General features: G+C 67.8%; 12 protein-coding genes and 1 pseudogene. 2 read left to right on the forward strand and 11 right to left on the reverse strand.

Features of this window, described 5'->3' with window-relative positions; genetic code table 11:
• Positions 1 to 416: thioredoxin family protein (locus FV228_RS09820; protein WP_187277689.1), on the forward strand; the 416-nt coding region annotated here is incomplete at its 5' end.
• Positions 417 to 436: 20 nt separating this feature from the next.
• On the opposite strand, the gene phoB is transcribed toward FV228_RS09820, so the two are convergent.
• From phoB to pstS, 6 genes are all read right to left on the reverse strand, one after another.
• Positions 437 to 1,132, reverse strand: coding sequence for a phosphate regulon transcriptional regulator PhoB (gene phoB, locus FV228_RS09825; protein WP_147854464.1), 696 nt, complete (start codon positions 1,130 to 1,132; stop codon positions 437 to 439).
• Between the two features lie 174 nt (positions 1,133 to 1,306).
• Positions 1,307 to 2,029, reverse strand: coding sequence for a phosphate signaling complex protein PhoU (gene phoU / locus FV228_RS09830; protein ID WP_147854454.1), 723 nt, complete (start codon positions 2,027 to 2,029; stop codon positions 1,307 to 1,309).
• 305 nt (positions 2,030 to 2,334) lie between these two features.
• Entirely contained in the window at positions 2,335 to 3,150 is an 816-nt protein-coding gene (gene pstB, locus FV228_RS09835; RefSeq protein ID WP_147854455.1) for a phosphate ABC transporter ATP-binding protein PstB, read from the reverse strand.
• 22 nt (positions 3,151 to 3,172) lie between these two features.
• Complete coding sequence (gene pstA, locus FV228_RS09840) at positions 3,173 to 4,069, reverse strand: phosphate ABC transporter permease PstA (protein ID WP_147854456.1); 897 nt, start codon at positions 4,067 to 4,069, stop codon at positions 3,173 to 3,175.
• 12 nt (positions 4,070 to 4,081) lie between these two features.
• A complete protein-coding gene (gene pstC / locus FV228_RS09845; protein ID WP_147854457.1) occupies positions 4,082 to 5,059 on the reverse strand; it encodes a phosphate ABC transporter permease subunit PstC in 978 nt (325 codons plus the stop codon).
• An 86-nt stretch (positions 5,060 to 5,145) separates the two neighbouring features.
• Positions 5,146 to 6,186, reverse strand: a complete 1,041-nt coding sequence (gene pstS / locus FV228_RS09850) for a phosphate ABC transporter substrate-binding protein PstS (protein WP_147854458.1) — start codon at positions 6,184 to 6,186, stop codon at positions 5,146 to 5,148.
• A gap of 255 nt (positions 6,187 to 6,441) precedes the next feature.
• On the opposite strand from pstS, the gene FV228_RS09855 reads away from it, so the two are divergent.
• Entirely contained in the window at positions 6,442 to 6,687 is a 246-nt protein-coding gene (locus FV228_RS09855; RefSeq protein WP_147854459.1) for a hypothetical protein, read from the forward strand.
• Positions 6,688 to 6,743: 56 nt separating this feature from the next.
• On the opposite strand, the gene FV228_RS09860 is transcribed toward FV228_RS09855, so the two are convergent.
• The 5 genes and pseudogenes from FV228_RS09860 to FV228_RS09880 form a co-directional block, all read right to left on the reverse strand.
• Complete coding sequence (locus FV228_RS09860; protein WP_147854460.1) at positions 6,744 to 6,944, reverse strand: hypothetical protein; 201 nt, start codon at positions 6,942 to 6,944, stop codon at positions 6,744 to 6,746.
• A 118-nt stretch (positions 6,945 to 7,062) separates the two neighbouring features.
• On the reverse strand, positions 7,063 to 8,736 hold the full coding sequence (gene recN / locus FV228_RS09865; RefSeq protein WP_147854461.1) for a DNA repair protein RecN: 1,674 nt from the start codon (positions 8,734 to 8,736) through the stop codon (positions 7,063 to 7,065).
• A 180-nt stretch (positions 8,737 to 8,916) separates the two neighbouring features.
• Positions 8,917 to 9,798 (reverse strand): outer membrane protein assembly factor BamD, encoded by an 882-nt coding sequence (locus FV228_RS09870; RefSeq protein WP_147854462.1) that lies wholly within the window; start codon positions 9,796 to 9,798, stop codon positions 8,917 to 8,919.
• A 192-nt stretch (positions 9,799 to 9,990) separates the two neighbouring features.
• The gene (lpxC, locus tag FV228_RS09875) at positions 9,991 to 10,938 is read right to left on the reverse strand and encodes a UDP-3-O-acyl-N-acetylglucosamine deacetylase (RefSeq protein ID WP_147854463.1); all 948 of its coding nucleotides are present in this window, start codon (positions 10,936 to 10,938) and stop codon (positions 9,991 to 9,993) included.
• A gap of 439 nt (positions 10,939 to 11,377) precedes the next feature.
• Positions 11,378 to 11,807, reverse strand: a pseudogene (locus FV228_RS09880) (cell division protein FtsZ); the annotation flags it as partial.

Raw genomic sequence — 11,807 nt, forward strand, 5'->3', positions numbered from 1 at the left:
TCGATCGCGACCGGGCCGTGCCCGCCGCCCAGGCCGCCGCCGACGGCGTCGAGCCGTTCACGCAGGCGCGTCTCGACGCCCTGGTGAACGCGCGGCGGCCGGTCTTCGTGAACATGACCGCCGCCTGGTGCATCACCTGCGCGGTCAACGAGACGACCTCGCTGTCCACGAAGGCCGTGCGGGCCGCCATGAAGGATCGGAGCGTCACCTACCTGAAGGGCGACTGGACCAACCAGAACCCCGAGATCACCCGCCTGCTTGAGGCGCATGGGCGCAGCGGCGTGCCGCTGTACCTACTCTACACGGGCGCTGGGGAGCCGCAGGTGCTGCCGCAGATCCTCACCGAGGGAACGGTGCTGGCGGCCTTGGAGGCGGTGCCGGCCGCGTCCGGCAAGAGCGCGGCGCTGGTGCGCTGATTGCGACGAGCAGGAAGGGTTCAGGCTTCGAGGGAAAACGTTTCGTCGAAGGCATAGCCCGAGCCCCGCACGGTGCGGATCGGGTCGGCCTGCCGCGGGGCGTTGAGCGCTTTGCGCAAACGCCCGACATGCACGTCCACGGTGCGCTCGTCGATATAGACGTCGTGGCCCCAGACTCCATCGAGGAGCTGTTCCCGGGAAAACACCCGGCCCGGCGCCAGCATCAGGAATTCGAGCAGCCGGAATTCGGTCGGTCCGAGATGGAGTTCCTCGCCGGCGCGTCGGACCCGGTGGCCGGAGCGGTCGAGCTCGATGTCGCCCGCGGCCAGACGGTCGGCGACGTGGGCCGGCTTGGCCCGGCGCAGCAGCGCCCGAACCCGGGCCAGCAGTTCCGGCACCGAGAACGGCTTGACGATGTAGTCGTCCGCGCCGGTCCCGAGCCCGCGGACCCGGTCGCCCTCCTCGCCGCGAGCGGTGAGCATGATCACCGGCAGCCGCTCGGTCTCGCGTCGGGCCCGGATGCGACGGCACAGCTCGATGCCGGAGAGGCCGGGCAGCATCCAGTCGAGCAGGACCAGGTCGGGCGTGCGCTCGGCCAGGAGCAGTTCCGCGTCGTCACCGCGGCTCGCCGAATCTACCAGGAAGCCCTCGGCCTCCAGGTTGTAGCGCAGCAGGGTGGTCAACGCCTCCTCGTCCTCGACGATCAGGACTTGCATGCTCACGTTCGATAACCTGTTCCGAATTCGGCACGCATCGACTCAACCGCGCCGGAGGGCCCGGACGCGCCGATGGTGCAGTAGGCGCCGCAATCCCTCAACCCACGCGCCACTCCACTCGGGATTTGTCCCACGAGGTGGAGTGCGCGCTGCAGAGGCACCGCGACCCGCATGTCACGGGGCCGGGGCGGAGGGCCCGACCGTCGCATAGTTCGACGCGTCGTTCTTCGGCCGCTCCCCCGCCAGCGTCTCGCCGGTGGCGAGGTAGTGGATCGTCTCGGCGATGTTGGTCGTATGGTCGCCGATGCGCTCGACGTTCTTCGCGCAGAACAGCAGGTGCGTGCAGAACGAGATGTTGCGCGGATCTTCCATCATGTAGGTGAGGAGTTCGCGGAACAGCGAATTGTACAGGGCGTCGATCTCGCCGTCCCGCTCCCAGACATCGTAGGCCGCCTTGATGTCGCGGCTGGCATAGGCGTCGAGGATGTCCTTGAGCTGGGCTTCCGCCAGGTCGCTCATATGGCGCACGCCCAGCACGATCTTCTGCGCGGGCGCCTGATCGGAGATCGCGACGACCCGCTTGGCGACGTTCTTGGCGAGATCGCCGATCCGCTCCAGATCGCCGGAGACGCGGATCGCCGAGATGGTCTCGCGCAGATCGATCGCCAGCGGCTGGCGCCGGGCGATGAGCAGGACTGCCCGCTCCTCGATGTCGCGCTGGAGCGCGTCGAGGCGCTTGTCGGCGAGGATCACCGCCTGGGCGAGCGTATCGTCCCGGCGGACCAGGGCGTCGGTCGCCTCGGCGGCCATCTTCTCGGCGACGCCGCCCATCTCGGAGATCGAGCGGCGGAGGTCATCCAGGTCGGTGTCGTAAGAACTGACGATATGGCCGGGCATGGTGGATCCTTCGATGGCGTCCCGCAAACCTTGATCCGCGAGGTCTGGCGGAAACCCGCCGCTGCGATCACGGATACCGATGTGCGTTTCCCGGTACCCAGTCCCTTGCGTAGTTCACGTCATGATGCGGAGCGGATCGGCTTTCGGTATGCGACGACAAACAATCGGAATAGGCCGATGTTCCCAGATCAACGCAGCATGTCTCGGAGTAGCGCCCGGTCGTCTTCCGATCGGGCGCGGCCCCTCGTCTTGAAATCGGCGGGTCGACATGTGCCGATCCGGTACTCAACTCTTAAGCGAATTGCTTAGCCGAACCGGCCGGTGATGTAATCCTGGGTGCGTTGCTCGACAGGATTCATGAACATCCGGTTGGTCGGGCCGAACTCGATCAACTCACCCAGATACATGAAGGCGGTGAACTGCGAGATGCGGGCAGCCTGCTGCATGTTGTGCGTGACGATCACGATGGTGAATTCGTCGCGCAGTTGCTCGATCAACTCCTCGATGCGGCCCGTGGAGATCGGGTCGAGCGCCGAGGTTGGCTCGTCGAACAGGATAACCTCCGGGCTCTGGGCCACGGTGCGGGCGATGCACAGGCGCTGCTGCTGGCCGCCGGAGAGGCCGGTGCCGGCCTGGCGCAGCTTGTCCTTCACCTCGTCCCAGAGGGCGGACTTGCGCAAAGCCTGCTCCACCCGCCCGTCGAGCTCGGATTTCGGCAGCTTCTCGTAAAGGCGCAGCCCGAAGGCCACGTTGTCGTAGATCGACATCGGGAACGGCGTCGGCTTTTGGAAGACCATGCCGATCCGCGCGCGCAGATCGTTCAAGTCGACGGACGGATCGAGCACGTTCTGGCCGTCGAGCATGATCTGACCCTCGGCCCGCTGCTCCGGGTAGAGGCTGTAGATCCGGTTGAAGCAGCGCAGCAGGGTGGACTTGCCGCAGCCGGACGGTCCGATTAGGGCCGTGACCTGCCGGTCGTGGAAGTTGATGTCCACGTTCTTCAGCCCGTGGAAGCTGCCGTAGTAGAAGTTGAGGCCCTTCACGGCGATCCGGACCGCACCGCCCTCGTTGGCGTGGTTGCGGGTGAGATCGACCGTGGGGATCGCGGAGGCGGCGTTCATCGTCGTGTCCTCGAGAAGGGTCTTAGCGCGACATCTGCGGCTTGATGACGAGACGGGCGATGATCGACAGCACCAGGATCGTCGCGGTGATGAGGAGCGCCCCGGCCCAGGCGAGGCTCTGCCAGTTCGGATAGGGCGAGAGGGCGAACTGGTAGATCATGACCGGGAGGTTCGCGACGCCGCCCATCAGGTCGGGCGAGAACCACGAATTGTTGTTGAGCGCGGTGAACAGGAGCGGCGCCGTCTCGCCGGCGATGCGGGCCAGCGCCAGGATGATCCCCGTGACGATGCCGGCCGAGGCCGCCCGCCAGGTGACGCTGATGATCACCGTCGAGGGCGGGGCGCCCAGCGCAGCCCCGGCCTCGCGCAGGGTGCCGGGCACCAGGCGCATCATGTCCTCGGTCGTGCGCACGATCACCGGCACCGCGATGATGGCGAGCGCCACGCCGCCGGCCCAGCCCGAATAGGTCCCCATCGGCCGGACCATCAGGGTGTAGACGAACAGGCCGATCAGGATCGACGGTGCCGAGAGCAGGATGTCGTTGAGGAAGCGGATCAGCCCGGCGATCTTGGAGAACCGGCCGTACTCGGCCAGGTAGGTCCCGGCCATGACGCCGATCGGCGTCGCGACCGTGATCCCGATTCCGGTGAGCACCAGGCTGCCCAGGATCGCGTTGGCGATGCCGCCGCCCTCGGAGCCGGGCCCCGGGGTCGGGTGCATGAACATGGCGGGCGTGAAGCCCTGCACGCCCTGGATGATCAGCATCAGCAGGATCGAACCGAGCACCACGGCGCCCACGATCGTGGCGACCAGGCAGGCGGTGCGCAGCACGCGGTCGGCGATCCGCCGGCTGGGGCGGACACGTCCGGAGCGGCGCGGCGCGGCGGTGTTGAGGGCCATGGGGTTGGACGCGTCCATCGTGAGCCCTCCTCAGGCAGCTTTGACGCGGCGCGTCAGCAGCCGGGCGATGATGAGCACCACGAAGGTGATGACGAAGAGAATGCAGCCCAGGGCCATCAGGGCGTTGAGCTGAAGTCCGTCAGCCTCGTTGAACTCGTTGGCGATGCGCGACGCGATGGTCGAGCTCGGGTCGAAGATCGAGGCCGAGAGGCGGTTGGCGTTGCCGATCACGAAGGTCACCGCCATCGTCTCGCCGAGGGCGCGCCCGAGGCCGAGCATGATCGCGCCGATGATCGAGACGGAGGCCTGCGGGACCAGCACGTGGCGGACCACCTCCCAGGTGGTGCAACCGATGCCGTAGGCGCTCTCGCGCAGAACGGTCGGGATCTGGTCGAGCATGTCCCGGGCGATCGAGGCGATGAACGGCACGATCATGATCGCCAGGATGATGCCTGCGGTGAACACGCCGACCCCGGACGGGACCCGGGCGTAGAACAGCGTGCCGACGATCGGCATGCCCTCGACGATGTTCGACACCGGGATCTGGACGAAGCGCGCGAAGAGCGGCGCGAACACGAACAGGCCCCACATGCCGTAAATGATGCTCGGCACCGCGGCGAGCAGCTCGATGGTCATCGCCACCGGCTTGCGGGCCCAGCCCGGGCAGAGCTGGGTAAGGTAGACGGCGATCCCCAGGGAGACCGGGACGCCGATCAGGAGCGCCAGGGTGGCCGAGGCCACGGTCCCGATCACGGCGACCAGGGAGCCGTACTGCTCGGTCCCGACGTTCCAGGCGCTGGAGGTCAGGAAGGCGAAGCCGAATTCCCGGAAGGCGGGCCAGCCGCCATAGAGGATCGAGCCCAGGATTCCGGCAAGCACGATCAGCACGAACAGGGCGGCCCCGTAGGAGCAGACCCGGAACAGGGTGTCGAGGCTCCGGCTCGGTCCCTTGCGCGTGGCAGCGGCGCGAGGTCGGGCGAGGGCAATCGTCTCGGTCAAAGCGGACATCCGCGATTCTCTGCGAAGGGAGGCGTGGTAGCGCGGTGCGGGCCGCGATGCGAGGGAGGGGGCTTCAACCCCCTCCCTCCTCTTACTCACATGTTGAAGACGGGCTTACCGTCCTTACCCTTCACGGTTTTCCATTCTTCGTGGATCAGGGCGACGACGTTGTCCGGCAGCGGCACGTAATCGAGGTCCGCGGCGAGTTTGTCGCCGTTCTTATAAGCCCAATCGAAGAACTTCAGCGTATCCGCGGCCTTTGCCGCATCCGCTGATTCCTTGTGGACCAGGATGAAGGTCGCCGCCGTGATCGGCCACGCGTCGTCGCCCGGCTGGTTGGTCAGCGAGATGCCGAAGCCCGGGGCCGACTTCCAGTCGGCGCTGGCGGCGGCAGCCTGGAACGCCTTGTCGTCCGGCTGCGGATACTTGCCGGCCTTGTTCTGCAACAGGGCGTAAGCGAGCTTGTTCTGCTTGGCGTAGGCGGATTCGACGTAGCCGATGGCGTTCGGTACCTGCTTGACGGTGGCGGTGACGCCCTCGTTGCCCTTGCCGCCCTGCCCGACCGGCCAGGAGATCGTCGTGGCCGCGCCGTATTCCTTCTTCCAGGTCTCGGAGGCCTGGGACAGGTAGGTGGTGAAGATGTTGGTCGTGCCCGAGGCGTCGGAGCGGTAGACCGGGGTGATGGTGGCGTCGGGGAGCTTCACGCCCTCGTTGAGCTTCGCGATCCGCGGGTCGCTCCACTTGGAGATCTTGCCGGCGTAGATGTCTGCCAGGATGTCGCCGGTGAGTTTCAACTTGCCGGGCTCGAGGCCGGCGATGTTCACCACCGGCACGACGCCGCCCATCACGGTGGGGAACTGTACGAGTCCGTCCTTGGCCAACTGCTCGCCCTTGAGCGGGGCGTCGGTGGCGCCGAAATCGACGGTCTTGGCCTGGATCTGCTTGATGCCGCCGCCGGAACCGATCGACTGGTAGTTCAGTCCCGAGCCGGTCTCCTTGCGGTAGGCTTCGGCCCACTTGGAGTAGACCGGGAACGGGAAGGTGGCGCCGGCTCCCGTGATGTCGGCAGCGAGTGCGGCGGACGCCAGCTGGACCGTCGCGAGGCCGACGGCGAGCGCGTAAGCAAAGGGTCTCAAGGGAATCTCCGTAGCCGTCGGGCGAGAGCCTGCGCCTCTCTGCCGGCAAGCCCATGCCCGCGGCAGAGCTGTGCGGCCGGTCTTCCAAGAGACCCGGCGCCGGCCGCCCGATGGGCCGGGCGTTACGACAGGGAGATGACATCGGCATGACATCGCGCCGCAGACACGAAGGCACGGTTTGGGGCGCTGGCGCGTTCAAGCCCGGTGGCGGCGTCTCGGCGATGCCGTCCGCGCGACCAGGAAGGCAGTCGGATCGTGGATGATCAGGGGACCGACGCACAGGAAGGTCCCGATGCGGCATGGCTTGCCCTGCACGCCGACCGCGAGGCCGTGGAGCGCGCGCTGACCCTGGCGCAGGCGCGCCAGCGCTACGGCACCGACGCCGAGGCGATCGCTCAGGCGCGCCGCGAGGAGGCCGAACTTCTGGTGGATCTCGACCGGATCCTCACGCAGATCCGGGCCGCGGAGTATCGCCGGCGGCCGGGCTCGCGGCGCTGGTAGCGCAGGGCGAAAGCAATCTTGGCCGGGGCGAATATGGATTCGGTCGCGGCGCGGCTTCAGCCGACCCGGCGCAGCTCCCGCTCTTTCTGGCGCAGGCGCAGGAGCAGTTCGACGTGGGTGTCGGTGATCGGCTGCGTGTCGACGCTGCCCTCATAGACCGTACGAAGCGTCAGCCCGAGCTGATGCGTGTCGATCGCCTGCTTGAGGGCTCGACCGGGATGCCCGCGCCCCTCGGACGCGACGATGGACGGCTTCATGTTTTCCTCCCGCCCTTCAACCGCGTGCTCCTGAACCACGGTCCCGGGATGGGATCAGTCTCGCCAAGAATGGTTAACGAAACGTTACGCGCAACAAACGGTTAAGGTTGATGCGCGTTCATGCATCTGCGCCTTGCAGCAGCCTGGCCGCCGCGGCCCGGGCCTCATCGGTCACCGTGGCGCCGGCCAGCATCCGGGCGATCTCCTCGCGGCGCTCCGCGACCGGCAGGCTCGCCACTCGGGTCGCGACCCGGCCGGCGCCTTTCACAGGGGCCTTGGCGATCAGGAAATGCGTGCTCGCGCGGGCTGCGACCTGGGGCGCGTGGGTCACGGCCACCACCTGGACGGTGGCGGCGAGCCGGGCCAAGCGCAAGCCGATCGCGTCGGCCACCGCGCCCCCGACCCCGGTGTCGATCTCGTCGAAGATCAGAGTCGGGGCGGAGCCCTTGTCGGCGAGCACGACCTTCAGGGCCAGCATGAAGCGCGACAACTCACCGCCGGAGGCGACCTTCATCATCGGGCCGGGCTTCGTGCCGGGGTTGGTTTGCGCCCAGAACTCGACCCGGTCGATGCCGGCGGGATCGCGCGCCTCCGGGTCGGTGACGATCTCGGTGATGAACCGGGCGCGCTCGAGCTTCAGCGGCGGCAGCTCGGCCTTCACGGCCGAGTCGAGCTGCTTGGCCGCCCGGCGTCGGCCGGCGCTGAGTTTTTCCGCCGCCTCGGCATAGGCGGACTCAGCCTTGGCGCGGGCCTGTTCGAGCCCTTCGAGGGCCGCCTCCCCGGCATCGAGGCTCGCGACCTCGCCGGCGTAGCGCTCCGCCAGGGCGGCGAGGTCGTCGGCCGGGACGTCGTATTTCCGCGAGGCGGCGCGCAGCGCGAACAGCCGCTCTTCCGCGCGCTCCAGGTCGCGCGGGTCGAACTCGGTCTCGGAGACGGCCGCGTCCAGGACCGCCCGCGCCTCGTCGAGGGCGACCATGGCGGCGTCGAGGGCGTTGACGCAGGGATCGATCAGGGCGGGGAGCTGCCCGGCCCGGCGCTCCAGCTTGCGCAGGGCGGCCGAAATGTGCGGCACGCCGGAATGCGGTCCGCCGACGGCGTCCAGCGCCTCGTTCAGCTCGCGGGCGACCTTTTCCGATTGCTGCATGACGCTGCGACGTTCGGCGAGCTGAGCCTCCTCGCCGTGCTGGGGCGCCAAGGTGGCGAGTTCCTCCACGGCGTGGCGCAGGAAATCCGCCTCCTTGCGGGCCGCCTCGATGCGGGCTCGGTGCTCGACGAGTTCCGTGCGCGCCGTGCGCACGGCCTTGGCCGCCGTCGCGACCTTCACGAGCTGCGATTGCAGGCCCCCGAAGGCGTCGAGGATCGCCCGGTGGGAGGCCGGGTCGGCCAGCGCGCGGTCGTCGTGCTGGCCGTGGATCTCCACGAGCGCGGCGCCGATCGCCCGCAACACCTGCACGCCCACGGGCTGGTCGTTGACGAAGGCGCGGGTACGGCCGTCAGCCATCTGGGTCCGGCGCAGGATCAGGTCGCCCTCGGTGTCGATCTCGGCCTCGGTCGCGATTCGACGGGCCGGATGATCCAGGGGGAGGTCGAACACCGCGGTGACGCCGCCCTGCGGCTCGCCATGGCGCACGAGTCGACCGTCGCCGCGGCCACCGAGGGCCAGGGCGAAGGCGTCGAGCAGGATCGATTTGCCCGCACCCGTCTCCCCGGTCAGGACGCTGAGGCCTGTCCGGAAATTCAGTTCGAGCCTGTCGATCAGAACGATGTCGCGGATCGCGAGCTGCGCCAGCATGCGGCGGCGGGGATTCCTGAGGACGGGACCGCAGACATAAGGCCGCTGCGGCGCGGATTCACCCCAAAAATGCGCCGCGGCGCATCTCCGGTGACGCGGGTCTGCGCGGACGAGAAAGGCCCGGAGCGTCGGCTCCGGGCCTTGGGACATCTGGCGGCAGGCCGAAACCCGCCGGATCGATCACTCGGCCGAGGCGGTCTTGCCCGTGACGGTCCGGTAGATCTTGGACAGGAACGAGGTCTTCTCCTCGCGGGGCTCGACGCCGCCCTTGGCCAGGAGCGCATGCGCGTCCTTGTACCAGGGGCTATCCGGGAAGTTGTGACCCAGCACCGCCGCGGAGTTCTGTGCCTCCTGGGTGATGCCGAGCGCCCAGTACGCCTCGGTCAGGCGCTCCAGCGCCTCTTCCGCGTGGCGGGTGGTCTGGTACTTGGCGACGACGTCGCGGAACCGGTTGATCGCGGCCGGGAAGTTGCGCCGCTCCAGGTAGTAGCGGCCGACCTCCATCTCCTTGCCGGCGAGCTGGTCGCGGGTGATCTGGATCTTCGAGCGTGCGTCCGTCGAATACTCGGAGGTCGGGTACTTCTGGACCAGTTCCTGCAGGGCCACCAGCGCCTTCTCGGACCGGTCTTGGTCGCGGGTCACGTCCGGGATCTGCTTGTAGTTCGACATCGCCATCAGGTACTGCGCGTAGGCGGCATCCTTGCTGGCCGGATGGCGCTGCAGGTACCGCTTCGCTGCGCTGATCGCGTCGTCGTACTTCTGGCCCTCATAGTTGGCGTAGGCCGTCATGAGCAGCGCCTTCCGGGACCACTCGGAATACTGGTACTGCTTGTCGAGGCTATCGAATTTCTTGACCGCGCCCTCGTAGTCGCTGTCCTCAAGCTTGGCCAAGCCCTCGCTGTAGAGCTTGTCCGCGGGGACATCCGGAACGACTTCGGGCTTGTACTTCTCGGCGAACAGGTTGGTCGGGTCGAAGTCGCAGCCGCCGAGGCCCAGGCCGAGAACGGCCACGAGAGGCGCCATGAAGGCAGCCGCCCGGCGATGACGAATGGTGACAGGCATCTGGCGCTCTTTCCCGGGACCGGCGCACGTCCCGCGCCGTCGTGCCATCGCGTGAGTGGATCCGGCCCGACCGGGCCGTGCCCGTCGTTCACGGACCGTTAAACCCTGACGGTTGATTCGGGCACGAAAGCGGCAACGCCGCGGCAGACCGTATCGGTTGCCAGCTGTGTCCCGTGGGTCACAGAATGGGGGTCAAAGATCGCCCGCGAAGGCGGCGATGCCGAGGCCGACGCCGAGTTCCGAAAGGACGGCTTCGCGGCGCGAGCCCTGCGCCTCGATGATGGCGTAGTTGGACCGGTCCGCGAACAGGGCGGAGAGCACGCCGACATTCATCCGGTGGCCGCCGCAATAGGAGCGATAGGCGCCCTGGATCGGCAGTCCGGCCAGCGCGAGGTCGCCGACCGCATCGAGGATCTTGTGGCGGACGAACTCGTCCGGGAAGCGCAGGCCCTCGGGATTGACCACCGCGGTCTCGCCGACCGCGACGGTGTTCTCCAGCGAGGCACCGAGCGCGAAGCCGGCTTTCCAGTAGCGCTCCACGTCCTTCATCATCCCGAAGGTGCGGGCGCCGGCGATCTCGCGGCGGTACGTGGCGGGCGACAGGTCCATCGCCTTGCGCGAGCGGCCGATCACCGGGCTGTCGAAATCGATCTCCACGTCGAGGCGGAAGCCCCGGTCGATCGGGCGCAGCTCGGCGAAGGCACGGCCGGTCTCGATGCGGACGTGGCGCAGGATCTTCAGCCAGCGGCGCGGGGTGCCGCAGGAGGCGATCCCGGCCGTGTCGATGGCCTGAACGAATTGGAGAGCGGACCCGTCGAGGATCGGCATTTCCGGCCCGTCGATCTCGACCAGGGCGTTGTCGACCCCCAGTCCGTAGAGGGCCGACATCAGATGCTCGATGGTGGCGACGGCACCGGTCTCGACGTCACCGATGACGGTGCAGAGTTCGGTGGCGGAGACCAGGGCGTGATGCGCCTTGATCAGGCGGTCGTTGCCGTGGGTGGTGCTGGTCCGAAGAAACGCGATTCCGTGATTGGCCGGAGCGGGGCGGATAGTAATCTCGGCCGGGTTCCCGGAATGGACCCCGACTCCCGAGAGCGTTACCGGCCCCTTCAGGGTCGTCTGTTTATGCGTTCGCATTCATTAGCCCCCGGCCGCGATCAGGTCCGCCATCCCGACCGGGGATGGTGAGGAAACTGTCCGATCCGTCCGCTGCTTGAAGCCCCTACCCGCGCTATCAGGTTGTGTCCCGAAGCGCGTCTCATTGGTCTGGAAGTGTCTATAGCTGCACCGCACAGGGCAGCCAAATCACGGATTCTTACGCTCTGTTACAGACACGCTTGTTGTTCGGAGCGGTTAAAAACCTGATGGCACAAAGGCTTAAAGCTTGGTTAATGCGTGGCTAACCGGTGGCCGTTCTGTGGCGTGGATGCATCACGCAGCTGGGGATAGCGTCTCAAACGTTAACCCTGCTGCGACCCCAGTCCTCACATTTCGCAACCAAGGGTTGCTTCGCTGCAGCGCGAAGGGCCGGCGGTTTCCCGCCGGCCCCTCTTTCGTCGTCGCTCGCTCCGAGCGGTCAGTTCGCCTGGCGGCGGAGGAAGGCCGGGATCTCGAGCTGATCGTCGTCCATCATCCGGGACTGGGGTGCAACGCGTCCCTGGGCGTCGAGGCCGCCCTGGGCCGGCCGGTACTGCGGCGCCGCGGGAAGCGGAGCGCGCGGGGCAGCCGGCACGTGCGGCTGGTTCAGCTGGGGCTGGGCCAACTGGGGCTGAGCCATATGCTGCTGACCTTGGTGCGGTTGCGGCGCCACCGGGCCGGCGGCCCGGGGAGCGGGCACGCCCTCCATGTCGTCCCGCCGTCCGCCGAAGCCGACGGTGGCGAGACGGCGCAGCAGCGAGGTCCGCTTGGATTCCGGGGCGGCTTCCTCGGCGGCCCGATTCGCCAGGATCTGGTTCTGGGCGATCGGCGGCAGTTCGTGGATCTGCGGCATGCGCGGGGCGCGGGCG

This window comes from Methylobacterium sp. WL18, assembly GCF_008040015.1.
GTDB lineage: Bacteria > Pseudomonadota > Alphaproteobacteria > Rhizobiales > Beijerinckiaceae > Methylobacterium > Methylobacterium mesophilicum.